Source organism: Bacillus sp. CPT56D-587-MTF (assembly GCF_058792335.1).
The window spans coordinates 3,162,878-3,187,993 of the sequence record NZ_JBYTEF010000001.1 but is presented as its reverse complement, the minus strand read 5'-3'; the positions used below and the strand labels follow the sequence as shown (position 1 = coordinate 3,187,993).

At 36.1% G+C, this 25,116-nt stretch carries 22 protein-coding genes; 19 read left to right on the top strand and 3 right to left on the bottom strand.

All coding sequences use genetic code 11. The annotated features are described in order from the left end of the window. Positions 1-235 precede the first annotated feature (235 nt). The 4 genes from AC3WVZ_RS16400 to AC3WVZ_RS16385 all read left to right on the top strand — a co-directional run bounded on the left by AC3WVZ_RS16400 (position 236) and on the right by AC3WVZ_RS16385 (position 7,855). Positions 236-2,335 (top strand): vWA domain-containing protein, encoded by a 2,100-nt coding sequence (locus tag AC3WVZ_RS16400; protein ID WP_233935154.1) that lies wholly within the window; start codon positions 236-238, stop codon positions 2,333-2,335. Positions 2,336-2,414: 79 nt separating this feature from the next. Beyond that, complete coding sequence (locus AC3WVZ_RS16395; protein ID WP_000175124.1) at positions 2,415-5,777, top strand: tubulin-like doman-containing protein; 3,363 nt, start codon at positions 2,415-2,417, stop codon at positions 5,775-5,777. Between the two features lie 57 nt (positions 5,778-5,834). Continuing rightward, positions 5,835-5,975 (top strand): hypothetical protein, encoded by a 141-nt coding sequence (locus AC3WVZ_RS16390; protein WP_001116195.1) that lies wholly within the window; start codon positions 5,835-5,837, stop codon positions 5,973-5,975. 497 nt (positions 5,976-6,472) lie between these two features. Continuing rightward, positions 6,473-7,855, top strand: coding sequence for an APC family permease (locus tag AC3WVZ_RS16385; protein ID WP_233935152.1), 1,383 nt, complete (start codon positions 6,473-6,475; stop codon positions 7,853-7,855). Positions 7,856-7,929: 74 nt separating this feature from the next. Here the strand turns inward: AC3WVZ_RS16385 and gerSC are convergent, their stop codons facing one another. The 3 genes from gerSC to AC3WVZ_RS16370 are packed head-to-tail and all read right to left on the bottom strand — an operon-like array spanning position 7,930 to position 11,699. Continuing rightward, positions 7,930-9,066 carry a spore germination protein GerSC gene (gene gerSC, locus AC3WVZ_RS16380; protein ID WP_025687015.1) on the bottom strand — a complete coding sequence of 379 codons (1,137 nt, stop codon included), beginning with the start codon at positions 9,064-9,066 and terminating at the stop codon, positions 7,930-7,932. Then, the gene (locus AC3WVZ_RS16375) at positions 9,067-10,164 is read right to left on the bottom strand and encodes an endospore germination permease (protein WP_233935150.1); all 1,098 of its coding nucleotides are present in this window, start codon (positions 10,162-10,164) and stop codon (positions 9,067-9,069) included. Further along, complete coding sequence (locus AC3WVZ_RS16370; protein ID WP_033695956.1) at positions 10,161-11,699, bottom strand: spore germination protein; 1,539 nt, start codon at positions 11,697-11,699, stop codon at positions 10,161-10,163. The genes AC3WVZ_RS16375 and AC3WVZ_RS16370 overlap by 4 nt, the downstream gene beginning before the upstream one ends. A 332-nt stretch (positions 11,700-12,031) precedes the next feature. Here AC3WVZ_RS16370 and fdhF point away from each other — a divergent pair, with 332 nt between their 5' ends. The 15 genes from fdhF (at position 12,032) to rarD (ending at position 25,065) form a co-directional block, all read left to right on the top strand. Further along, positions 12,032-14,971 (top strand): formate dehydrogenase subunit alpha, encoded by a 2,940-nt coding sequence (fdhF, locus tag AC3WVZ_RS16365; RefSeq protein WP_001063637.1) that lies wholly within the window; start codon positions 12,032-12,034, stop codon positions 14,969-14,971. 12 nt (positions 14,972-14,983) lie between these two features. Continuing rightward, positions 14,984-15,466, top strand: coding sequence for a helical membrane plugin domain-containing protein (locus AC3WVZ_RS16360; protein WP_000729897.1), 483 nt, complete (start codon positions 14,984-14,986; stop codon positions 15,464-15,466). 115 nt (positions 15,467-15,581) lie between these two features. Beyond that, on the top strand, positions 15,582-15,926 hold the full coding sequence (locus tag AC3WVZ_RS16355) for a Na-translocating system protein MpsC family protein (RefSeq protein ID WP_000039582.1): 345 nt from the start codon (positions 15,582-15,584) through the stop codon (positions 15,924-15,926). 16 nt (positions 15,927-15,942) lie between these two features. Then, on the top strand, positions 15,943-16,740 hold the full coding sequence (gene fdhD / locus AC3WVZ_RS16350) for a formate dehydrogenase accessory sulfurtransferase FdhD (protein WP_233935149.1): 798 nt from the start codon (positions 15,943-15,945) through the stop codon (positions 16,738-16,740). 16 nt (positions 16,741-16,756) lie between these two features. Further along, positions 16,757-17,773: a GTP 3',8-cyclase MoaA gene (moaA, locus tag AC3WVZ_RS16345; RefSeq protein WP_000844124.1), complete on the top strand. Its 1,017-nt coding sequence runs from the start codon at positions 16,757-16,759 to the stop codon at positions 17,771-17,773. Positions 17,774-17,964: 191 nt separating this feature from the next. Continuing rightward, positions 17,965-18,744, top strand: a complete 780-nt coding sequence (locus AC3WVZ_RS16340) for a formate channel (RefSeq protein WP_000863998.1) — start codon at positions 17,965-17,967, stop codon at positions 18,742-18,744. Positions 18,745-18,768: 24 nt separating this feature from the next. Then, a complete protein-coding gene (locus AC3WVZ_RS16335; protein ID WP_000785261.1) occupies positions 18,769-19,785 on the top strand; it encodes a molybdopterin-synthase adenylyltransferase MoeB in 1,017 nt (338 codons plus the stop codon). A 17-nt stretch (positions 19,786-19,802) separates the two neighbouring features. Next, positions 19,803-21,110 (top strand): molybdopterin molybdotransferase MoeA, encoded by a 1,308-nt coding sequence (locus AC3WVZ_RS16330; RefSeq protein WP_000442200.1) that lies wholly within the window; start codon positions 19,803-19,805, stop codon positions 21,108-21,110. Further along, a complete protein-coding gene (gene moaE, locus AC3WVZ_RS16325) occupies positions 21,091-21,555 on the top strand; it encodes a molybdopterin synthase catalytic subunit MoaE (protein ID WP_000531881.1) in 465 nt (154 codons plus the stop codon). The genes AC3WVZ_RS16330 and moaE overlap by 20 nt, the downstream gene beginning before the upstream one ends. A 4-nt stretch (positions 21,556-21,559) precedes the next feature. Further along, on the top strand, positions 21,560-21,796 hold the full coding sequence (gene moaD, locus AC3WVZ_RS16320; RefSeq protein WP_000628500.1) for a molybdopterin converting factor subunit 1: 237 nt from the start codon (positions 21,560-21,562) through the stop codon (positions 21,794-21,796). A gap of 72 nt (positions 21,797-21,868) precedes the next feature. After that, positions 21,869-22,918 (top strand): P-loop NTPase, encoded by a 1,050-nt coding sequence (locus tag AC3WVZ_RS16315; RefSeq protein WP_000957508.1) that lies wholly within the window; start codon positions 21,869-21,871, stop codon positions 22,916-22,918. A 15-nt stretch (positions 22,919-22,933) separates the two neighbouring features. Then, entirely contained in the window at positions 22,934-23,158 is a 225-nt protein-coding gene (locus tag AC3WVZ_RS16310) for a hypothetical protein (protein WP_000752375.1), read from the top strand. A gap of 42 nt (positions 23,159-23,200) precedes the next feature. Next, a complete protein-coding gene (locus AC3WVZ_RS16305; RefSeq protein ID WP_000367297.1) occupies positions 23,201-23,599 on the top strand; it encodes a hypothetical protein in 399 nt (132 codons plus the stop codon). A gap of 183 nt (positions 23,600-23,782) precedes the next feature. Beyond that, complete coding sequence (locus AC3WVZ_RS16300) at positions 23,783-24,031, top strand: DUF1294 domain-containing protein (RefSeq protein WP_000871349.1); 249 nt, start codon at positions 23,783-23,785, stop codon at positions 24,029-24,031. 92 nt (positions 24,032-24,123) lie between these two features. Continuing rightward, the gene (gene rarD / locus AC3WVZ_RS16295; protein WP_233935148.1) at positions 24,124-25,065 is read left to right on the top strand and encodes an EamA family transporter RarD; all 942 of its coding nucleotides are present in this window, start codon (positions 24,124-24,126) and stop codon (positions 25,063-25,065) included. Positions 25,066-25,116: the final 51 nt, after the last annotated feature.

The following is a 25,116-nucleotide window of genomic DNA, read 5'->3' as shown; positions in this document are numbered from 1 at the left end:
CATGTGTTTTTAAAATAAAAAGTAGGAAAAGTCTGTTTTAAGCGTGGAGCTTAAACAGGCTTTTTTACTTATATAATTGGATAGAGAATGCTAGAAGGAATATTACCAAGTGTATGATCTGTTTACATAATAAAGTTATGGTGGGTTAGTTGTCCTAAAATACAAGTCATATATCTTGTTTCCTCTCATAAATTTAAACATAGGAATTTGTCTACAAAGGTGGCGAAGCCTCATCATGAAAATTCGAATTTGTGCCACATTCATGTTGTTTCTATTTATATGGTTACATCCTTTTTGGACTTTTGCAAAAGGAGAGGAGGCAAAGGAAAGGGTCGTTTCACTTGTATATGATGATTCGGGCAGCATGAGAAATAACGATCGCTGGAAATATGCCAATTATGCTTTGCAAAGTTTAGTTGCGCTATTAGATGAAAAAGATAAATTTTCTTACGTTCCAATGAGTAAGCCGAATGATCCATTAAACATTTCGTTAGCGAAGGATAAGAGACAAATGGAAATTGAGGGAATTGGAGCGTGGAAAACGTATTTAAATACTCCATTTAGCGCGGTAGAAACGGCGATGCAATCTATAAAAAAGGAAGCAGATATAGATGGGAAGCGTGAATTTTGGCTTATTGTCTTAACTGACGGGGCATTTAATGATTTAGAGAAAGATAAGGTTGGCGGAAAAGAACAAATTACACAAAAGTTAGCACAGTTTAAGAAGGGTATGGATGCAAAAAAGATATCGCTACATCCAATTTTAATTACGATGGAAGAGGATTTAGGGCAACAAGAAAAAGCACAACTAAATACGTTTAAAGAAATATGGAAGAAAGAGCTCAACGGGGTTACGATGCCATCTAGTGGAGAGGATGGGATTGTAAAAAGCGTCAATCAAGTGGCAGCATTAGTTGCAAATCGTGATCCGTTCTCTTCCGTTGAATCGATTGTAAAAACGAAAGTAATAGGGAAGAAAGTAGAGATTACAACACCATTTCCGTTAAAACGTATGACACTTGTACGACAATCGCCTTCTTTGCCCGATTATCAGGTCACACAAATTTCTAAACCATTACAATTACAATCTTCTTTTTCCATACATGCACCAGGTGAAGCGAAATTGTTCGGAAATATAGTTCATATCAGTACGGAAAATGAAGAAGTTATTAAACCAGGAACGTATACGATAGAAGTGGACCGAGATATTGAGAAAGAAGGATTACAAGTACTAGTCGAACCGGCACTTAATTATACTGTTTCTACTTATGACAAAGAGGATAAGGATAGAAAAAATGTTGAGGAAATGTATGAAGATGTGACAGCTGTTATTCAAGCAAAACCTACTGAGTTGCCAGTTCAGTCTTCTTACTTTCAGGCAGAAGTAGAAATAGACGGGAAGCAATATGCGATGAAGTGGGACGATAAAAGACATGTATTTTATTACGAAACGAAGCTTACTAAAGGGTTAGTACGCGGGAAAGTTCATATGAACATAAAGGGGTTTTACAGACAGACGAAAGAATTTAAAATCGAAACAACGAAAAAGCCTAAATTATCACTTCAAACTGTCACGAAAGATTATGAAGAAAAAGTAACAAATTTAGAGAATAGTAAACCATTTATTATACAACCACAGTTAGATGATAAGCCGATGACAGAAGAGGCTGTAAAAAAACTATTAAAATCTACTGGTGTCACATCTAAACAATCAATCAATTATGAAATAAAGCAACATGGAAATCAAATCTATGTTTATCCTCGTCCCTATTACTCCGACACATTTAATTTTACAGATACCGGCACCGTAGAAGCTACCATCGTAATGCAGGATTCAAAGTTACAAGAAGTAAAGAAAAACATAACATTCCATATTCAAGATGCTCCGTTTTATGAAAAATATGCGCTTATTTTTAAGTTTGTCATTCCTATCACTTTATTACTGCTAGTAGTAGGAATCATTGTTTTAGGATGGATTATTCGGCCAAGATTTCACCGGAAAGCACTACTGTATTATGAATGGGATCAAGAGGTAGCGAAAGATTGGCTATATCAATCTGAACCAGAATTACTTCGAAATAAATGGTGGAACCATTATTTTGGTATTCCGTATAGAGCAGAAAGAAAAACCGTGCAATCCGTTACGTTTATAGCGAAGAAAGGTTCGAAATCTGTCTTTGTAGCGAAAGAATCACAAGTAGTTGGAATGATTATTGATGGAATGTTTATAGCAGAGGATGAAGTAGGAATGGAACATAAGACACTATATCCAAATGAACTTTTACTAATTGATAGGGGATATGGTAAAGAGATTTACAAGTACGAATGTGAATAGTAGGTAGGGATAAGAAGGGGATGGAGTATTAATCCTCTTTCCCTTTTTTCCAACAAGCAAGAATAGGAAGGTGGTTCACATGACATTACAAGTTCCAACAATATTAATTGGTTTAGGTGGAATCGGTAGTACTGTGACGCATCAAATATATGAAAAACTGCCTGAAGAGCGCCGGAAAAAGGTAGCAATGCACGTATTTGATACAGATGTGAATACATTAAGTAAATTCGATCATATTCGAAAGTTTAAGACACAAACAAGTTCTAGTAAAACGCCTAGGGAGTATATTGCGGGAGATCCAACGATCCCAGAGTGGTTTCCGATGGATCCGACTATACTTGATAAACCATTAACAGAAGGAGCAGGACAGTTACGCGTCATTTCACGTTTAGCGTTACGTGCTGCGATGAAAGAAGATAAATTGACATCTTTTTGGCAAGAAATCGAGAAAATCTTTCCGGTTACAAGTGATCAAACGGAATATGGTGTGCGTGTCATTATAGTAACATCACTAGCAGGCGGAACAGGTTCAGGGATGTTTCTGCAAATTGCTTTATATTTACGTGAAATGCTTCGGAAGAAATTGCAGCATCATAACATTTTAATACGCGGTGCGTTTTTAATGCCGGATGTTTTAGTAAAGACGAGAACGGTTAGCGCGAAAGAATTTGAAACGGTGCAAGCAAATGGCTATGCATCGTTAAAAGAATTACATGCTATTACGCTCGGGTCTACTGGAGAATTATCAAAACGCGGCGGTGTAACAATTGAATTAGAGTATCGCCCTGATCAAGTAGATGAAGACGGAAGAACGAATCATACAATTAAACAACATCATTTACCGTACAATTATTGTTTCTTATACGATTACGAAAACCTACATGGACACCATTTACACAATTTATCAGACTATATGGAACAGATGGCAAATACAATTTATTTACAGTTATTTAGCCCGATGTCCACAAGTCATTTTGCACAGGAAGACAATCAAATTCAGCAATTAGCAGAATCAAGCGGAAAAGGACGATATTGCGGGGCAGGAACGGCAAAACTCATTTATCCATATGAACATGTGTTAAAATATTGTGCTTTAAAATGGGCTGTGCAAGGTTTAGATGAATCGTGGCTTCATTTAGATCAACTGTTTCAAGAGAAGAAGCAAAGATACGATCAAGATGTAAAACGTGGGATGCAACGTGAAAAGCCGGAGAGAGGTAAAAGTTATTTAGAGGACTTGGAGCATCTTGCTACCCGTCCAGAGCAAGCTCATATTTTCTATAGACAAATGTACAATGAAACACGTGAAGGAGCAGAGGGTGGTAAGCTCGGAGTTGCGAAATCAAAACTGTTTTTAGAAGCTGTAGAAAGTTATGTACAACGAACGGTGCAAAAAGATGAGGAATTAAATCGTCTGCAACATGAGTGTAAAATTTCAGCTACGAAACTGAAAATGATGGAACAGATGAAGGGTGAAGTGGCAAGAGTGGATCATGCGGTGCGTTTATATGCGTATGCGATTCCGAGCCGGGTACATGAACATGTAACGACACTTTTATATGACATGATTGAATCAGACCGCTTTTCACCAAGTGGTTCTGAAGGGCAGTCCTATCAATTAAATACATGGTTTTTAAAGAAAACAGATCCCGTTCACCCAGTAGCAGCGCGTTTTATGTTATATGAAATTCGAAAGCAGTTAGTAGAAAAAATGAATCGACTACATGAAAATAATGAACAAAAGCGTAATGTAATTCAAAATTACGATAAAAAATTTAATGTGGGTAATATTGATGGAACGGTAACGGCTGTACGCCGAGTAGAAATTGCTCAACAACAAGGCTGGTTCGGAAAAATGATTAATAATCAGCAACGTTTATTCAAAAGAGAATTTGAAGACATCGTAACGCAATATGTACACAAATTAAATGAATATCGAAAAGAAATGCTATTAGAACTTGTATATCAATCGCTATATCAAGCAGTTAATAAAATGATTCAATATTGGGAAAGATTTTTTGATAATTTACATGAAACACGTGAAAATTTACTGTTTGAAATCCAAAAGCGCAGTAAGGAATTTGAAGGGAAAACAAACCCGACGAATGTATATGTATTAGCTGAGGAACAGCTGCAAGAAAAGATATGGCAAGATATGCAGCAACATTTAAATTTAGGTGTACTACCGAAAGATATATCAGCGGAAATTTACATGAGTTTGTACGGGGAATATTGTCGTGATGCGAAAACAGAAGAGATTCAGTCGAAAAAGGTAGAGGATTTCTACCGAGAACATATACTGAGCTATTGTTATGACGAACTGCAAGTACGCTATCGTGATAAATTAGAACTGAATATTATTGAAGCGTTGCGAAAAGAAGCAGATTATAAGAAACGTGATCGCGATGAATACGTTCGTGAAAAAATTGAAGACCTGTTCCATTTAGCGAGTCCATTCGTTCCGAAAGTTGCTCATCATAGGGAATTACAATATTGGGGTATACATCCTTCTTTAAAGAAAGAGTTGCAAGAGGAATTAATTCAAGAAATGTTTAAAGAAAAAGATACAGTACATGAAGCCTTTTCGCCATTTGAAGTGATCTGTTATCGAGCGCATTACGGCTTATCGCTGCAAGACTTTCCTAAATTATCATCAGGACATATTTCAAATGGATTTATGAATGATAAAGGTGACTATTTCCAATCGTATTATCGCCGTGTAAACAAATTAAATAGTAAAAAATCTAGTTTAACGCCGCATTTAGATAAGTATTGGCACTTACCAGCCTTTATGCCAGATTTAAATGCGACTCAAACAAAATTAGATTATGATAAATGTAATCGTGCATTACTATACGCATATATGTATCGCTGGATTAGTTTAGTTGCTGTTGATGGACAGTTTGTGTATCAATATAACGGTGTAGGACGTAGCTTTTTAATTCAGTCAATGGGGAAAAATATTTCAAGCGAAAGTTATAAATTACACAGAGCGTTGCTTCATAATCCGTTTATTTATGAAAACATCTTGTCACGATTTGAAGAAGAGCAAGAAAAGGCGATGATACAAGGTGGACATTTATATACACATCCGTTCGTATTAGGAGCCCAAGATGTAAGATGGCTTAGAAAAGAACATGTCCACAATCTTTTAGATATGATTTTAATGTATGATCGTGAAGCGAAGTATGATCCGACGTTAGAAGAAACATCAGATGAATTATTAAGACTATTCCTTGATGAAATCGAGTTGTATTTCCAGAACTATTACGGTACAGGTGCCGATATGGTGGCAAAGAAAGAGAAAGAAATGTTTATTAAACAATTGTGGGATCGCTCGCATGCGAAAGGATATGTAGATCCAAATAGCGCTCCGTATAAAAAATGGCAAAATTTATTAGGTGTTCAAGATGAAGAAGAAACGTCAAAAACGAATGTATAATGAATGAAAAGGGAATCCTTAAAAGTGGCAATACAACTTTAGAAAAGAGGGATTCTGATGCCGTTTTTAGGAAGTGTATATCAAATATTTGGGTTATATCCGGAACTTTATTATGGGATGATTTCAGCGGAGCTGCAAGAGGAAGCTCAGAAGGAGCATCTTGGAAATAGTAGTGCAGAAGCTGAAGCGGAAGAATAAAAAAAGTGCAGATGAAAATCTGCACTTTTTTGTTAGTATTAAAATGGTAAAATAACCTCAAATGAATTATTATTTTTAAATAATAATTCATTTGAGGTTATTTTAATTTTTATTGCATTGTATGTAATGAAAATTGTATGAAAATCAATGTAATAAAATGTGTATGAATATTAAGGTGGAAAACAACAATGTTTTTGAGAAAATAATTATGTATAAAAATAACATTTGATACATAATCAACCGATTATTTTTGATTGATTTATTATTGACAATATAATTAATTGTATGATAAATTCAATCAGCATTCTTAATGGTTTTTGGTACGATTAATATTTTGAAAATTCAATACGGCATAAAGAGATTGATTTTTCTGTTTTTTTGAGGTGGGTTACTAAGTCTATAGGGGAAGTGAACTATGTATATTTTTATTTTTAAAATAGAACAGTAATAAAGAATGTAACAAGTAAGAGATAAACTTGAAAAAGAGGTTTCAAAGAATGAGTCTTTTCATAAAGAAAGCAATGGATGAAGAAAAGAAAAAAGTATTGAATCAAACTTTAGGAGCGATTGATCTAACTCTTTTAGGGATTGGAGCAATTATTGGTACAGGTATTTTCGTATTAACTGGTATTGTAGCAGCGAAACATGCTGGTCCAGCGATTGTATTATCTTTTGTATTAGCGGCAATTATATGTGCATGTGTAGCTTTCTGTTATGCTGAATTTGCATCTACAGTTCCAGTTTCGGGAAGTGTATATTCATATACATATATGACACTAGGTGAGATTTTTGCATTTATAGTTGGCTGGTGTGTTATGCTGGAGTATTTATTAGCGACTTCTGCGGTTGCAGCAGGCTGGTCAGCATATTTTCAGTCATTGCTACTAGGTTTTAATATTCACATTCCTACGATTTTTGCTTCGGCACCAGGAATGGGGAAGGGTGGAATCATTGATTTACCAGCAGTTCTTATTATTTTAGTTGTTACATTTTTATTAAGCCGTGGTGCAAAAGAAAGTGCACGAATAAATAATATAATGGTTATTATTAAACTGGCTGTTATTGTAGGATTTATTGTTGTAGGGACACAATATGTAAGACCAGAGAATTGGCAACCATTTCTACCGTTTGGTTTTCACGGTGTGGTAGGAGGCGCTGCTACTGTATTTTTTGCTTTTTTAGGATTTGATGCAGTTGCAACAGCCGTAGAAGAAGTGAAGCGTCCACAACGTAACGTGCCAATTGGGCTACTTGTTTCCTTGTTCATTTGTACGGTTCTATATGTAGGTGTTTCATTCGTGTTAACTGGAATGGTTCCGTTTACGGAATTAAATGTTGCTGATCCTGTTGCATATGCGTTGCGCACTGTAGGAGAAGATAGAATTGCTGGGTTGTTATCGGTGGGAGCGATAGCAGGGCTAACAACAGTTCTGTTAGTAGCTATGTTTGCATTTGTTCGTGTATCTTACTCGATGAGTCGAGATGGATTGTTACCAAAAAGACTTTCAAGTGTTCATAAACGTTTACAAACTCCATTTTTTAATACATGGGTTACAGGTATACTAGCAGCTTTATTAGCGGGATTAGTGGATTTGAATTTATTAGCTAATTTAGTGAATATGGGAACGATAACAGCGTTTGTGTTTGTATCTATAGCTGTCATTGTATTAAGAAAGACACATCCTAATATGAAGAGGCCATTCCGTGCTCCTCTAGTACCTTTTTTACCTATCGTTTCGATAGTAAGTTGTATATATTTAGCTTTGAACCTTTCTAAGCTTACTTTAATTAGTTTTGTTGCATGGATTATAGTAGGTGTTTTCATATATTTTGTATATGCTAAAAAACATAGTAATGTTAGAAATAGAAATAAAGTATAGTCCATTGAAATAATACTTGTAATGGAAATGAAAACACGCTACTTATTCATATAAGAACAAGTAGCGTGTTTTTTCTATTTAATAATCCCATTTTCTAAAATTTTAATAGTTGGTGCCACTTTCACATTAGCTTTTGAAAAGGCACTCGGCCAATCATCTTCGACTTGTTTCCATTCTTTATATTGAAACGCTCTCGCATAATCACCAAATCCGAATGGATCAAGTTGCTGTTTTTGAATGTTGTGGATTAAATCGTTCAAATCTTTGTTTAATTGTTTTGTAATAAGAGAAGTTAATTTCTTTCTATCTTTGTCTATATCCATATTGAATGTAAGTTCAGAGACAGCAATTTTTAAATCCATTTTAACATGAAATTTGAAGTGGTTATCGCTATAATCTGTATGGATATCACGATTCATGCTAAGAACATTTATTGTTACGAAATCGCCGCCATCGGTATCTTTTAAATCACTATTACTTTCAACTGAAGTAGAAGGGATTTTCAATGTAAGCGAAACCGGTGTATTCGCTTTCTTTTGTAACAAAAGAAGAAGGGCGCTTTCATAACGATTTAATGACATTTTATAAATTCCGCGAGAAGTTAATAGCGCGGAACCAGTAACGATAACATCCTTTTTACCTTTTTTTATTTCTGAAATAGCAGGTGTTATACCTTTATTAAACGTTTGCCTGTGAAATTCATGGAATGTCGTAAAAACGGTCCGATTGTACAGTTTGTTCGTATTAATTAAATCTGTTAAATACTCGGGAAGGGCAGGCTTATCTTTAAAGTTATTATATATAACTGAAGAAATTGGACCGTCTACTGCAACCATGCGCATGTTTCCAGTGTTTTTAGGATCACGATACCAAACATCAAGGTAAGGCATAGCCCCTTCTTGTTTTAAAAAATTTGTGCTAAATAAAATGAGCTGTAACTTTTCTGTAGATACTAAACCGCCACTTGAACTATTAAACGTTGCTTTTGCTTCTCGAGGTGTACGCACTTTTGCTTCATGTGTTTCGTACTTTTTTTCTACGTCTTCATTAAAAATAGGATTCACGTGGTACACAATTAATTTTCCTTTTGCTTTTGCGTCAAAGCCGTAAATTAATGAAATCGATTGTTTTTCTAAGTCGAGTCGATCTCCACAGCCTGTTAAAAAGGTTATGAGAAAGTAAAGTATAGTGAAATGAATAAAGCGCCACATTTAAACTCTTCTCCTTTTCCAATACTGATAAAGTGTCATGTATAAGAGAAATACGACTGGGAATAGAAAAACGATAAAATAACTAGCAGTTCCCCAAAATTCCCGCAACGCACTTATTTGGTAAGAGGAAGGGATATAAAAGAATAAGATGAAAATACACCCGAATAATAAAACATAAATAGGTAATGAACTGCCTTTTTTGTTAAGAAATTGATTAATTCCATCTGAAGCAGTGAAAATATAAGGAATACAGGAATCAAAAATAATAAAGAGATAAAATGACAAAAAGATAATTTCAAATCGCTCAAGAAATGAGAAGTGAAACGGTGTAACAAGAGAAAGAGTCGGCCATAAAAACTTTGTTATACCATCTGGACTAAAATAAACAAAAGAGACAAACGTGACTTGAAGATAAATAAATAGCGTAATCAAATTTGCGATAACAATTCCTTTTTTTGCAGATGATTTATTACTGAGATAAGGATAAAGGACAAATGCAAACTCAAATCCGAGAAACGCAATGATAGTTGATTTTACTGTGTTTAAAACTGGTATCCAGCCTTCTTTAAGAAGAGGAAGAAGATAAATCCAATGCCCATCTTTAAGCGGAATAAACAATAGAAAAGGCATCCATAGCGTGAAAAATACAGTGAAAACAGCGTAGCGACTTATAATAAGAACGCCTTTACATGCTAGCATTAACATTGGAATAGATAGTAAAATCATAATTAAAAACATTGGAGTTCTAGGTAAAATCCAAATGTGAATAACGTATAAGAGGGAAAAAATTAAGGAAATAGCTGCAAGGACAGCATATAAAATCCAAAAAATCATTCCTACTCTTCCTAGCCACTTCCCAAGATAACGAGTTAGCACATCGAGTAAAGTATATCCAGGATGCTTTTCCATAATTTTCACAATACATAAACTGACTAAAGTAGTGAGAGCACATCCAATAATAATAGACATCCAGCCATCTGTATTTGCCCCTTGTGCAACTTCACGCGGAAGTGTAAGGACACCGAATCCTACTTGAACACCACTAATCGTTAAAATGTATTGAAATAAACTAATCTCCCTCTTTGCACGTTTTGTCACTTATTATCCTCCTTTTCCTCAACATCTCTTTGCCGGTTATCTTGTTTTAATTGTAGAGATAGTGGCCGTTTCTTCATAATTTTCCATGGGAAACGTACAAGGGTATCTTTTAAATCCGAAGCAAATAACGGAGAAAAAGGACTACCATAAGGAACACCGAGAGATTCCATAGAAAGTATATGAATAATAATGATCGCCATCCCAACCATAATTCCAATGACGCCAAATAAAGAGGCGGCTATCATCATAGGGAATCGAAGAAGCCGAATTCCTGCTGACATTTCTAAGTTAGGAATAATGAAGGAGGCAACCGCAGTAATTGATACGACGATAACCATAACGTTACTAACAATCCCAGCTTGAACGGCAGCTTGTCCAATTACAATTCCTCCTACGACGCCGATTGTTTGCCCAACAGGTCCAGGAAGCCGAATCGCTGCTTCTCGGAGCATTTCGAGAACTAATTCCATTAATAAAGCTTCTAATATGGGAGGAAAAGGAATTTTGGCTCGAGATTCTCCAATCGTTAACAACAATTTGAGCGGAATCACTTCATAATGGAAGGAAATCATAGCAATATAAAGAGCAGGAGCAAATATTGCAATAAATAGCCCAGTGAAACGAAGGAGTCGTATAAAAGATGGAATCATGGGTCTGAAGCTGTAATCATCTATCGTCTGAAAAAAGGATGAAAAGGTCATAGGTCCTATTAATACGCCTGGTGAGCGATCTACAACAACGGCAATTCGCCCATCTAGAATATGATGTGCTGTTGTGTCGGGGCGTTCAGTTATTGATAATTGCGGAAAGAGAGTAAATGAATTATCTTCAACAAACCCCTCTAATTCACCAGTAGTAAGAATCGCATCAACTTTTACTGACTCGATACGGGATGCCATTTCTTTTACGACATTTTCGTTCGCAACATCTGCTAGATAAAGCAAAAAAACCTTTGAAGTAGCTCGTTCACCAACAGTGAATTCCTTCACTTTTAGTTCGCGATTTGGAATATATCGACGAATAAGTGCAAGGCTGTCGCTCGCTACTTCATTAAATCCTTCGTGTGAGCTTTTTATGGAGCTCTCTGTTGTAGGTTCTTCAATACTCCTTTTTGGTGCCGCTTGCGTATCGAGCTCTAAAGCGGATAGTTGTCCGTTTATAAATAAAATACTTTTGCCGTGTAAAAGAGATTGTTCAATGTCTGTCCACTGTTGAACTTTTTTAATATTTCCGATAGAAACAGAGGCTTTCCAAAAATCGTCTTCATTCCACTCTTTAAATAAGAGAGGACGAAGAATGTTTACGTTAATAACAGTTTTGTCTACAAGTCCTTCCATATATATGAGTGCAGCTTCCTGTCCGTTTTTTAATGGAAAAGTGCGTGTTATTAATTCTGGAATACCGCTAAACAGTTTGGACAAGTGCTTTAAATTAAGGGAAAGGGAAGAAGAGATAGATTTATTTAATGCGTAATCAGCTTGCTCTTGGGTAGAAAAAGATTTTTCACCACGAATCCATTTATTAAAAGACCCCATTTGTTCGCTTACTCCTTGTTATGTTTTATCCCGAGTGGTGAGGGCTGATTAAAGTTTCACTTTATATGGGTTATTATGGATAGTTACAAGCTGACATATGCGTAGTTTAAATTTTATATTGTATATTTTTAACTTTAACGCTATAATTATAGTGTTAAAGATGGAATCGTGATAGGACCTGTTATGACTCTATCGTTTTATTTATGAATAAATGGATTGGTATTTTAGCAAGATGTGCTAATAAACTACTCCACCATGATAATAACGTGCCGAAATGTGGTGCGTATATTTTCGTGGTGGAGTTTTTTTATTCTCAAAAAGGGGGAAAGACCATGAATAACAACATGGTTCATATTACAATTGACGGAAAAAAGTATACAGCGGAGCCCGGTTCAACGATATTGGGTGTTATTAATGAGAACGGGATTGAACATCCGCAAATTTGTTACGTGCCAGAAGTAGATCCTATTCAAACATGTGACACTTGTATTGTAGAAGTTGACGGAAAGTTAATGCGTTCTTGTTCGACGATAGCAACGGAAGGTATGAACATTGAACGTGCTTCTGTTCGCGCAAAAGAAGCACAAACAGAGGCGATGGATCGGTTACTAGAAAATCATTTATTATACTGTACAGTATGTGACAACAACAATGGGAACTGTAAACTGCATAATACAGCAGAATTAATGGAAATTGAACATCAAAAATATCCGTATGAACCAAAAGTAGATGTAAGTGAAGTTGATATGACGCATCCGTTTTATCGCTATGATCCTAATCAATGTATTGCATGCGGTCAATGCGTTGAGGTGTGTCAAAACTTACAAGTAAATGAAACGTTATCGATAGACTGGGAAGCGGAACGCCCACGAGTTATTTGGGATGAAGGAGTAAATATTAATGATTCTTCATGCGTTAGCTGTGGTCAATGTGTAACGATTTGTCCTTGTAATGCTTTAATGGAGAAAACGATGCTCGGTGAAGCTGGATTTATGACGGGATTAAAACCAGATATTCTTGAACCAATGGTAGATTTAATTAAAGAAGTTGAGCCTGGATATAGCGGTATTTTTGCGGTATCAGAAGTGGAAGCGGCCATGCGTGATACTCGTACGAAGAAAACGAAAACAGTATGTACATTTTGTGGTGTAGGGTGTTCATTTGAAGTGTGGACGAAAGGACGTAAAATTCTTAAAGTACAACCTTCTTCTGATGCACCAGTTAACGCAATTTCCACTTGTGTAAAAGGGAAATTTGGTTGGGATTTCGTAAATTCTAAAGAACGAATAACAAAACCTTTAATTCGTAAAAATGGAACGTTTGTTGAATCTACATGGGAAGAAGCACTGAATGTAGTTGCAAATAAATTAGGCGCTATTAAAGAAGAGTACGGTAAAGGTTCTATCGGATTTATTTCTTCCTCTAAAATTACAAATGAAGACAATTATGTAATTCAAAAATTAGCTCGACAAGTATTTGGAACGAATAATATTGATAACTGCTCACGTTATTGCCAATCACCAGCAACGGATGGTTTGTTCCGTACAATTGGTATGGGCGGTGATGCCGGAACGATTAAAGATATTGCGCAATCTGGTCTTGTTATTATTGTAGGATGTAATCCGACAGAAGGTCATCCTGTTCTAGCTACACGTATTAAACGTGCACATAAATTACACGGACAAAAGTTAATTGTAGCTGATCTTCGTAAAACCGAAATGGCAGAGCGATCAGATGTCTTTATTAGTCCAAAACAAGGAACAGATCAAGTTTGGTTAATGGCTGTTACGAAATATATGATTGATCAAGGTTGGCATGATCAGGAATTCATTAATGAGAATGTAAACTTCTTTGAAGATTTCAAAGAAAGCCTAGAGGAATATACACTTGAATATGCAGAAGAAGTAACAGGCATTTCAAAAGAAACGCTTATTCAAATGGCTGAAATGATTCGTGATGCAGATGGTACATGTATCCTTTGGGGTATGGGGGTAACGCAAAATACAGGTGGTTCTGATACTTCCGCTGCAATTTCAAACTTACTTCTTGCAACAGGGAACTACCGTCGTCCAGGAGCAGGCGCATACCCACTTCGAGGCCACAATAACGTACAAGGTGCTTGTGATATGGGTACTTTACCAGGGTGGCTTCCAGGGTATCAGCACGTTACTAACGAAATGGAACGTGCGAAATTTGAAACTGCTTACGGAGTGAAAATTGATAGTGAACCAGGTCTTAATAATATCGAAATGCTTCACGCAATTGACGAAGGAAAAATGAAAGCAATGTATCTTGTCGGAGAAGATATGGCTCTTGTAGATTCTAATGCAAATCATGTACATGAAGTGTTATCGAGCCTTGATTTCTTCGTTGTGCAAGATGTTTTCCTTTCTAAAACTGCTCAATATGCAGATGTTGTATTACCAGCAGCGCCATCTCTTGAGAAAGAAGGTACTTTCACAAATACAGAGCGTCGTGTCCAAAGGTTATATCAAGTTCTTCCTACGCTAGGAGATGCGAAACCAGACTGGTGGATCGTCCAGGAAGTTGCGAATAAACTAGGTGCAAACTGGAATTATAGCCACCCAAGTGAAATCTTTGCTGAGATGGCAAGTTTATCACCATTGTTCTCCCAAGCGAACTATGAAGTGCTTGAAGGATGGAACAGTTTCCATTGGGGAAGTTTTGATGGAACGAATACACCACTTCTGTTCCAAGACGGATTTAACTTCCCAGATAAAAAGGCTCGTTTTGCGATTGCTGACTGGGTACGTCCAGCTGAATTTCCAGCTGAGTTTGACCTTCACATTAACAACGGTCGTATGCTTGAGCATTTCCATGAAGGGAATATGACAAATAAATCAACAGGTATTCAAACGAAAGTACCTGGTGTTTTCGTTGAAATCTCTCCAGACCTTGCAAAAGAACGTGGCGTAAAAACAGGTTCGTTAGTTCGTCTTGTCTCTCCTTTTGGAGCATTAAAATTACGTGCACTCGTTACAGATCGTGTAAAAGCGAATGAGTTATATTTACCGATGAACTCTACAGATAACGAAACGGCAATTAATTTCTTAACAGGTCCTGCTGTGGATGTACGTACGAATACACCTGCGTATAAACAAACAAAAGTACGTATGGAAGTATTAGAAGTTGATGGCGAAAATCCGATGCCAAAAGCGAACCCACGCAATAAAAAACGTCACCCTCAAGCTGGAATTGAGGTACATCGTAAGTGGGCACGTCCAGGGTATGTGCATTTAACGGATAAGTAGGAGGAGAAAACTATGGCTGCACCTATAAAAATGATTCAAAAACAAGAATTAACTGAGGAAGAAATAAAACAGCAAAAGTTAGATGATTTAAAAGAGCTTCTAACTAATAATGAAGAAGCTCTAAATCAGATGTTTAATATAGTAGGGGAATTAAATGACATTGGAATGCTAGAAGCTGCAAATTCAATGCTAAAAGCGAAAGAACCAATTGCGAAAATTGTTCTAGGTCAAGTAACTCGTGAGCCTGTTACAAATTTAATTAATAATATGATGGGCGCTGCAGGTGCGTTAACTGAACTTGACCCAGAACTTACGAAAAAGCTTATAGGTAGTTTATTAGTCGGGCTAGAAGAAGGTAATGAACATCTAGAAAGTAATAAAAAAGTAGGGGTATTCGATCTTATGAAAGTATTGAAAGACCCAGATATTAACCGTGCTATCGGGTTTGGGCTTCATTTTTTAAAAGGTATGGGGAAAGGGTTAAAAGACGAATAAACTTCATGAAGTGAACCTTTCCGCCCAAATATTTGTAGGAAATAGTTTGGGCGGAAGGCTCATTTTGGTAAAATATATAATAGAGTAAAATGAGGCTTTTGGGAGGTATAATTGTATGTCAAAAAAAGTACATGAATTTAATGATATGATACGAAAACTTCGAAAGGAACTTTTCGGAAAAGGACCAGAACGAATTCATACTGTTTTTGCGGAAAATATGGCTATAGCGACTCTTTATGGAAACTTAACACCTACTGAAAAATTTATTTCAAGTACGATGGACGGTGCGGAAATGGTTCATATGGCTAGAACGAAAATGATTCAAGAAGTGTATGCTGCGAATTCCCGTGAACATTTGGAGGAACTTGTTGGAGCGAAATTAGTGAATTTGTTTTCAGATATGAAAGTAGAAGAAGATATTGCAGTTTCTGTATTTGTTTTTGATAAAAATATAACGTGAGAGAAGGATACTGATCGTGAAACCGATACAGGTAGAAAGAGAAATCTTTCGTTATGAACAAGGAGCATTTAAACATATAGAGGACAGCATTGTAACAGAGTTTCCTGTCACCATTAAAATGAACGGACAGGAGTTTGTTACAATGGTTAGTACCCCAGAATATATAGAAGATATGGTAATAGGCTTCTTAGCGTCTGAAGGAATCATTCGGAAGTATGAAGACATTGATAGTGTATGGGTGCAGGAGAAAGAAGGATTTGTGCATGTAACAACGACAAAAGTAAATCCGTATTATGAACAAATGCAAAATAAACGCTATATTACGTCTTGTTGTGATATGAGTAGGCAAGGGTTTGTTTTTGCAAATGATGCACTAAGTGCAAAAAAAATGAAGGGTGTCCATGTACAGGTTGCTGCCGATGATTGTTTTCGGTTAATGAAAGAAATGCAGCAATCTGCGGATACGTTTCATCGTACTGGCGGGGTTCATAATGCAGCTTTATGTGATGTTAATGGTATTATTTTAAGCCGAATGGATATTGGTAGGCATAATGCACTAGACAAAATTTACGGTTATTGTTTAAGAAACGATATTTCTATAAAAGATAAAATCATTGTTTTTAGTGGTCGTATTTCTTCGGAAATATTATTGAAAGTTGCAAAAATCGGTTGTGAAATTATACTATCAAAATCAGCTCCAACTGAGTTAGCTTTGCAACTAGCGGAAGATTTAGGTATTACGACAATAGGATTTATTCGTAATCACTCCTTAAATGTATATACCCATCCAGAACGTGTTTTAAATATAAAATAAAAGTGAGGCAATGAAGATGAAATCAGTTACATTAGACAAGTTGCAACGTCCGTTAAAGGATTTACGTATTTCAGTTACTGATCGCTGTAATTTTCGCTGCCGATATTGTATGCCAGAAGAAATATTTGGTCCTGATTACTCGTTTTTGTCTAATGATAAAATTTTATCTTTTGATGAAATTGAAAGGATAACACGTATTTTCGTTTCTTTAGGTGTGAGAAAATTACGGATTACAGGCGGAGAACCGTTACTTCGAAGAGGGCTTCCAAAGCTTATTGAGCGCCTTAATAAAATTGATGGTGTAGAAGATATCGGTTTAACAACCAATGGATCGTTACTTAAAAAGTTTGCTCCTGATTTATATAAGGCGGGACTATCACGTGTAACAGTTAGCTTAGATTCCTTAGAAGAAGAGCGGTTTTTCTATTTAAATGGTAATAGGAGCAAAGTGCAAAGGGTTCTGGAAGGAATACAGGCTGCAGCTGAAGTTGGAATGAAAATTAAAATAAACATGGTCGTTCAAAAGGGAAAAAACGAACAGGACATTTTGCAGATGGCGCAATATTTTAAGGAAAATAAGCATATTCTTCGTTTTATTGAGTATATGGATGTTGGAAATTATAATGGTTGGGATTTAAAAGAGGTCGTCTCTAAACAAGAAATAGTAGATACGATTCATCAAGTTATGCCGTTAGAACGGATAGAAGCAAATTATTCTGGTGAAGTGGCTACTAGGTATCGTTATATAGGAAGCGATGAGGAAATAGGTATTATTTCATCAGTAACAGATTCTTTTTGCTCATCATGTACGAGAGCTCGTATTTCTGCAGAAGGAAAATTATATACTTGCTTATTTGCTTCTAAAGGAAATGATTTAAGAGAATTGCTTCGTTCTGAACATACAGATGAGGACATTACAGATGTAGTACGCGATATATGGAATAATAGGGAAGATCGTTATTCAGATGAACGCTTAAATCATACAAATAAGAAAACAATACCTAAAATTGAAATGTCACATATCGGTGGTTAATATATAAAGCTAGCGTCATAGTGAAAAATGGAAAATTTACAAGAGTTGTGGATTTTCTATTTTATAGTAAAAGTGATGATTGATATCTCTGTAAAAGATGTGCAGAGAAATTAAGCAGCATTCAAAAACCTTTATTTTGAGGAGGTTTTTTGAAGCTGCTTTTTTATTTGGAGAAAATGGAGGAATGGGTAATGGCATTTCATAAGCCGGAACAAATTGCTGAGCTTGTCATTGAGGCCGGTGTTCAAAAAGTAAGACAGACATTGCCAGCGATGCTTATTCTCGGTTTTTTAGGAGGAGCGTTTATTGCGATAGGTTTTTTACTTAACATTCGAGTTTTAGGGAATTTACCTGAGCGCTGGGGAAGTCTAGTGAATGTTTTAGGAGGAGCAGTATTTCCTGTTGGACTCATGCTCGTAGTATTAGCAGGAGGAGAATTAATTACGGGAAATATGATGTCACTGTCTATGGCGCTTTATGCAAAGAAAATTACATTGATAAGTGTACTGAATAACTGGGTTTGGATTACTCTCATGAACTTTATTGGGGCAATTTTCGTTGCGTATTGCTTTGGACATCTTGGCGGATTAACAGAGGGAGAGTATTTAAATAAAACGGTAGCGATAGCGGAAGGGAAGTTACATGAATCATTTGGGAGAACTTTGATTTTAGCAATTGGTTGTAATTGGCTCGTTTGTCTTGCTCTTTGGCTCGCTTACGGGACGAGTGATTTTGTCGGGAAAATCATCGGAATTTGGATTCCAATTATGGCATTTGTAGTGATTGGATTTCAGCAAGTAGTAGCAAATATGTTTGTCATTTCCGCTGTTATTTTTGCTGGTCATCTAACGTGGATGGATCTGGCTAAAAATTTTGTTCCTGTTTTTATCGGAAATGTAATTGGAGGAGCTGGGTTTGTTGGTTTTGCTTACTTTGCTTGTTATCAGAAACAACATTCTAATATGAAATAGAGTTCTTGAGAGGAAGGGTATGTAATGGCTGATCGGTATTCACGACAACAGTTGTTCAAACCAATTGGGAGTAAAGGACAAGAAAAAATTCGAAATAAACATGTGTTAATTGTAGGGGCAGGCGCATTAGGAAGTGCAAGTGCCGAAAGTTTCGTACGTGCAGGTGTTGGTAAGTTGACGATTATCGATCGTGACTACGTTGAATGGAGTAATTTACAAAGGCAACAATTGTACTCTGAACAAGATGCGAGAGAGAAAATGCCGAAAGCAATTGCTGCAAAAAATCGGCTAGAACAAATTAATTCGGAAGTACAAATACATGCTTTCGTAATGGATGCAACTTCAGAAAATATGGAAGGTCTATTAAAAAATGTAGATGTAATCATTGATGCAACAGATAATTTTGATATTCGATTTGTAATAAATGATTTATCACAAAAACATAATATTCCGTGGGTATATGGTTCTTGCGTTGGATCATATGGTATGAGTTATATAATTATTCCGCAAGAGACACCGTGTTTACATTGTATGCTGAAAAATATCCCTGTTACAGGTGTGACGTGTGATACTGCTGGGATTATTAGCCCGACTGTTCAAATCGTCGCAGCATATCAAGTGGCAGAAGCGCTCAAAATTTTAGTGGAAGATTTCTCAGCAATTAGAAAAACATTTTTCATGTTTGATATATGGAGTAATCAAAATCATTTTATAAAATTAGGGAAAATAAAAACAGACGCTTGTCTCTCATGCGGTTTGAATCGAACTTATCCTTATTTATCATACGAAAATCAAACGAAAGCAGCTGTTTTATGCGGAAGAAATACAGTTCAAATTAGAACAGTAGACAATAGGAAATACAATTTTGATGATATAGAAAAAGTATTAAAAAAACTGGGAAAAGTAGATCGGAATCCGTATTTACTATCTTGCCAATCCGATGATTACCGCATCGTTTTTTTTCGGGATGGTCGTGTTTTTATTCATGGTACAAATGATATTTCGAAAGCGAAACAACTATATTATCGCGTATTCGGTTAATAGAGAGGGTGTCAACAATGGAAAGAAGAGTGCCAATTACGGTTGAAGAAGCTGTTCGTAAAGTGATGGGATTTGCTGATAAGGGCTTAAAGGAGCTATTACCAATTGAATTAGCTTATGGACGTATATTAGCAGAGGATTTAGTAGCTGACCATGATGTACCGTCATTTAATCGTTCGCCGTATGACGGATTTGCTATTCGAGCAGAAGATACTAATTTAGCAAGTTATGAAACGCCAATTGTATTTGAAGTAGTGGGTGAAATTGGTGCAGGATCGCTATTCCATGAGAAAGTAGGTCCATTTCAAGCAGTTCGAATTATGACAGGAGCACAAATTCCGAATGGATGTGATGCGGTTGTTATGTTAGAGCTGACTCGTCAATATGAGAAGAATGGCAACAATTATATGGAAGTGAAGCGATCATTCAAAACGGGCGACAATATTTCTTTTCAAGGTGAAGATGCTCGTAAAGGAACAGTTCTTGCAAAGAAGGGATCGTACATTAATCCAGGTATTTCAGCTCTTCTTGCTACATTCGGTTATAGTGAAGTACCAGTTGCGAGAAAGCCTGTAATTGGATTGTTAGCGACTGGGAGTGAATTACTGGATGTCAATGATTCATTACAGCCAGGGAAAATCCGAAACAGTAATACGTACATGATATTGTCTCAAATTCGAAGAGCGGGCGGAAGAGTAAAATATTTTGGGAAGTTTAGTGATGATTTTAATACGTGTTTTACAGCTGTGAAAGAAGCGCTTGGCCAAGTAGATATGTTAATTACAACGGGCGGTGTATCAGTAGGAGATTATGATTATTTACCAGCTATTTACGAAAAGTTAGGTGCATCTGTTCTTTTTAATAAAGTTGCAATGCGACCAGGAAGTGTTACGACTGTAGCACAATTAAATGGCAAGTTATTATTTGGTTTATCAGGGAATCCATCAGCTTGTTACGTAGGGTTTGAATTATTCGTAAGACCGTGTATTCGGACGTATATGTTTAGTGAAAAAGTACATTTAAAAAGAGAAAAAGCGTTATTAGGAGAAGATTTTCTAAAACCGAATCCATTTACAAGATTTGTACGAGCAAAATTGCAATATGATGAGGGGAAATTAATCGCTTATCCATCAGGGTTTGATAAATCTAGCTCAGTTTCTTCATTGGCAGAATCCAACGCGTTTATCGTATTGCCGGGCGGGACAAGAGGATATAAAAAAGATATGTTTGTCGATGTTCTTTTATTAGAAGATAACGAAGGTAGTGAATGGCCTTGGACATTTCATAAAGTGAGAGGTGGTTTTAATGGGACAAGTGCTATTTGAGATTGTAGATAAACCGATTTTAGTTGAAGAAGTAACGAATAAAGTCGCAAGAAGGGAAGCAGGTGCGATTACAACATTTATTGGTACGGTGAGAGAATTAACAAAAGGAAAACGAACGCTACATTTAGAGTATGAAGCATATAAACCGATGGCAGTAAAACAACTTATGAGAATTGGTGAAGAAATTAGTGAAAGATGGCTGGATGCAAAAGTAGCAATTACGCACCGTGTAGGGCGGCTAGAAATAATGGATATTGCGGTAGTCATTGCAGTTTCATCACCGCATCGTAAAGTAGCTTATGAAGCGAATGAGTACGCGATTGAACGTATAAAACGAATCGTTCCAATTTGGAAAAAAGAATTTTGGGAAGATGGAACGATGTGGGTTGGAGATCAACTTGAAAACACACCTTATCCAGAAGGAAAACCAAAGAAGGAAGAATGAGAAAATGATTACAATTTTACTGTTTGCAAATTTGCGTGAGGAAGTTGGATCGGATCGATTAGTAATTTCAGAAAAGCAAGAAATGACAGTGCAGCAATTAAAAGAATGGCTCAAAGCCAGCTATTGTTTACAATCGCTGGATAAAGTGATGGTGGCTGTTAATGAAGAGTTTGTAATGAATGAAGAGATGATAAAAGCCGGAGATATAGTCGCATTAATCCCACCCGTTAGCGGGGGATAATAAGCTTTTTCACCAGATGAAGTGCCAAGAAAATGTTGTATATAAATTAGAATAAGAGAAGGGATGAGTTCTATGCTTACTCAAGAACAAATAATGAATGCATTAAAACATGTAGAGGATCCAGAGTTACACAAAAGTGTTGTAGAATTAAATATGGTTAGAAATATACAAATGAACGGAACAGAGGTTAAACTTGAAGTAGTACTAACAATCCAAGGTTGTCCGTTAAAAGCAAAAATTCAACAAGATATTGAAGAATCGCTTCACGCAATTGGTGCCTCTAAAGTGGAGGTAACATTTGGTTCTATGACACAAGAAGAACGTGCAGCTTTAACAGAGAAGTTAAAGCGAAATACTAGAACAGAAACTGGTATGCCGAGCATGCTTCGCCCGGATTCAGGAGTACGTTTTATTACTGTAACGAGCGGAAAAGGCGGAGTTGGAAAATCAACGGTGACAATTAATCTTGCAACTGCACTAGCTCGTATGGGCAAAAAAGTGGGGATATTAGATGCAGATATATATGGTTTTAGTATTCCAGCTATGATGGAAACGAATAAGAAACCAACGATGATTGATCAAACGGCAATTCCAGTCATTAGTCACGGTGTTAAAATCATGTCGATGGGATTCTTTACAGAAGGAAATAACCCAGTGATGTGGCGCGGACCGATGCTAAATAAATGGATTCAAAATTTCCTTGCGAATACGCACTGGGGAGAATTAGATTATTTATTACTTGATTTACCACCAGGTACAGGAGATGTTGCGATTGATGTTGCAGCGATGATTCCGCAAGCGAAAGAAATAATTGTTACAACTCCGCACAATATAGCTTCATTCGTTGCTTCAAGAGTTGGTGTAATGGCAAAACATACGAAGCATGAGATTTTAGGTATTGTGGAAAATATGGCTTATTATGAAGAACAAGATGGATCGAAAAATTATCTCTTCGGAAAAGGCGGCGGCGAAATGCTTGCAGAACAATTGCAAACAGAAGTAATTGCCAAAATACCTTTTGCGAAACGTGAAGAAAATAATGGTTCATCTGTATATGATGAAGATTCTCTTGTTGGAGAAGTGTTTACATCGTTAGCTGAGGATATTATTTATAGAGGATAGAGGGGGAAGTTTAGTATGGCATGTAACATTGATCATTCTATTGAAGATGTGATGAATAAGCTTGAAAGTCAAAAGAATTTTTTACCTGAAGGGATCTTTAAAGAGTTAAAGAGTTTTTTGCAAGGTATTCATTCACAGAAATTATTAAATGATGTTTTTCACCTCCTAAAAAAGTATGATTTAGTCAGTGAGGAAGAACGAGAGACGAGAAACGCACAATTGTTGTACATTTTGAATTAAGTACTCTTTGGCTTTAGAATTTTTTCAGAAGGGGTGAATGTGATGGATATGAAAAAGATGATTGAAACGATAGAAGTAACTAGAGTGACTGACGAGGAATTATCGATTTCGAATTTACATCCAAAGCTTGTGAAGTTGTATAGTCAAAAAGATAGTGCAGAGTATACGAAGCTATTAAAATATATTTTATCATTATCCGTACAGCTGAAGCTGAATCTTGTATTGAAATATTTTGGTGTACGTCCCATTGTTGCTGCAGACGAGCGTATGCAATTTCAAGAGATATTTAAATGCTTAGCTAAGAAAGATGAGAATGGGGAATGGTTTCTAAATTTTGTTTCTTTATATGTAGGGCTAATTGTAGTTCTTCGTTTTGATGAGAAAGTGATTGAGAGCAATTTTTTTGATGATATGGTAGTGGATGAATGTAATGAAATATAAGATTCTACTCATAACATTTTTCTATATTAAATGCTTTAACTGCGATTTTAGTTGGTTATGTAAATATGAAGGTAACTAATTAAGAAAAAGGAATGAAACTAGTTGGATAAAAAGAGTTCTTCAGTTGTTTCCGTCGTTTTTTCGTGTTACTATTAATCGAATTTTTCATAAGGAGAGAAAGCGATGAAATGGATTTATTTTCTTATTATTAACGTTATAGCTTTTAGCCTTATGGGGCTTGATAAACGAAAAGCAAAGAAGAAACAGTGGAGAACGCCAGAAAGTACGTTGTTTTTATCGGCGGCAGCTGGAGGAGCAGTTGGAGCTTGGATCGGCATGTATATGTTTCATCATAAAACTCATAAAAAGAAATTTGTTTTCGGCATACCGTTACTTGTTGTAATAACGGTATGTTTATTATTCGTTGTATGAGAAATGTCGAAAGAAATGCAGATTGATTATTGGTAAAGTGAGCATGTGAGACCGTATAATGGAGAAAAAATGAGAAGAGGAGAAAAAGGAAGATGGGGAGTCAATCAGCAGAGCAAAAAAAAGGGATACTATACGCGGCTGGTGCTTACACGATGTGGGGAATCCTACCGATTTATTGGAAATGGGTTGAGGAAGTTCCAGCAGATGAAATATTAGCACACCGCATCGTTTGGGCATTTGTTTTTATGTTACTCGTATTAGGTGTTACGAAGAGGTTTCGTCAGTTTATTGGGGAATTTGTGAATCTTTTTAAACGACCTAAATTATTAATGTCATTAACAATAGCTTCAGTCTTGATTAGCGGAAACTGGTTTGTTTACATATGGGCCGTTAATCATAATCATGTTATTGAAGCGAGTCTTGGCTATTATATTAATCCGCTTATTAGTATTTTACTTGGTACAGTCGTTTTAAAGGAAAAGTTAAACTTCTGGCAATATGTTGCAGTTGGTTTAGCTGGAGTGGGGGTTATCATTTTAACAGTGCGTTTCGGATCTATTCCGTGGGTTTCTCTTTCACTTGCCTTTTCATTTGGATTATACGGATTAACGAAAAAACTGTTAAACTATGATGCTACAATTGGACTTACGATGGAAACGATGTTAGTGACACCGCTTGCAATCATTTACCTTGTTATGACAGGCGCCCATGGTTTCGGCTCATTTGGATCTATTTTAATGTTATCGACATTACTATTAATAGGAGCAGGTATTGTTACAGCTCTACCACTTTTTTATTTTGCAAAAGGAGCCCAACTTATTCCGCTTTATATGGTAGGTTTTTTACAATATATTGCACCAACAATTAGCTTAATTTTAGGTGTATTCGTATTTGGTGAACATTTCACATCTACTCATATGATTGCATTTTTCTGTATATGGGTTGCATTATTTGTATTCTCGGTAGCGAAGACTAAGTTTTTAGTGCAGAAACAACCGAAATTTATAAAAAATAAATCAGCAAAAGTATCATAATGCGTAGTATTTTCTACGCATTTTTCTTTATACTTATATTATATAGAATTT

Coding starts and splice junctions, on each gene's coding strand:
- AC3WVZ_RS16355 (WP_000039582.1), top strand. CDS start 15,582: ATGTCAAAAAAAGTACATGAATTTAATGATATGATACGAAAACTTCGA.
- AC3WVZ_RS16385 (WP_233935152.1), top strand. CDS start 6,473: ATGAGTCTTTTCATAAAGAAAGCAATGGATGAAGAAAAGAAAAAAGTA.
- AC3WVZ_RS16390 (WP_001116195.1), top strand. CDS start 5,835: ATGCCGTTTTTAGGAAGTGTATATCAAATATTTGGGTTATATCCGGAA.
- moaA (WP_000844124.1), top strand. CDS start 16,757: ATGAAATCAGTTACATTAGACAAGTTGCAACGTCCGTTAAAGGATTTA.
- AC3WVZ_RS16310 (WP_000752375.1), top strand. CDS start 22,934: ATGGCATGTAACATTGATCATTCTATTGAAGATGTGATGAATAAGCTT.
- AC3WVZ_RS16360 (WP_000729897.1), top strand. CDS start 14,984: ATGGCTGCACCTATAAAAATGATTCAAAAACAAGAATTAACTGAGGAA.
- AC3WVZ_RS16300 (WP_000871349.1), top strand. CDS start 23,783: ATGAAATGGATTTATTTTCTTATTATTAACGTTATAGCTTTTAGCCTT.
- AC3WVZ_RS16340 (WP_000863998.1), top strand. CDS start 17,965: ATGGCATTTCATAAGCCGGAACAAATTGCTGAGCTTGTCATTGAGGCC.
- AC3WVZ_RS16335 (WP_000785261.1), top strand. CDS start 18,769: ATGGCTGATCGGTATTCACGACAACAGTTGTTCAAACCAATTGGGAGT.
- gerSC (WP_025687015.1), bottom strand. CDS start 9,066: ATGTGGCGCTTTATTCATTTCACTATACTTTACTTTCTCATAACCTTT.
- AC3WVZ_RS16315 (WP_000957508.1), top strand. CDS start 21,869: ATGCTTACTCAAGAACAAATAATGAATGCATTAAAACATGTAGAGGAT.
- fdhF (WP_001063637.1), top strand. CDS start 12,032: ATGAATAACAACATGGTTCATATTACAATTGACGGAAAAAAGTATACA.
- rarD (WP_233935148.1), top strand. CDS start 24,124: ATGGGGAGTCAATCAGCAGAGCAAAAAAAAGGGATACTATACGCGGCT.
- AC3WVZ_RS16395 (WP_000175124.1), top strand. CDS start 2,415: ATGACATTACAAGTTCCAACAATATTAATTGGTTTAGGTGGAATCGGT.
- AC3WVZ_RS16370 (WP_033695956.1), bottom strand. CDS start 11,699: ATGGGGTCTTTTAATAAATGGATTCGTGGTGAAAAATCTTTTTCTACC.
- AC3WVZ_RS16330 (WP_000442200.1), top strand. CDS start 19,803: ATGGAAAGAAGAGTGCCAATTACGGTTGAAGAAGCTGTTCGTAAAGTG.
- moaE (WP_000531881.1), top strand. CDS start 21,091: ATGGGACAAGTGCTATTTGAGATTGTAGATAAACCGATTTTAGTTGAA.
- moaD (WP_000628500.1), top strand. CDS start 21,560: ATGATTACAATTTTACTGTTTGCAAATTTGCGTGAGGAAGTTGGATCG.
- AC3WVZ_RS16305 (WP_000367297.1), top strand. CDS start 23,201: ATGGATATGAAAAAGATGATTGAAACGATAGAAGTAACTAGAGTGACT.
- AC3WVZ_RS16400 (WP_233935154.1), top strand. CDS start 236: ATGAAAATTCGAATTTGTGCCACATTCATGTTGTTTCTATTTATATGG.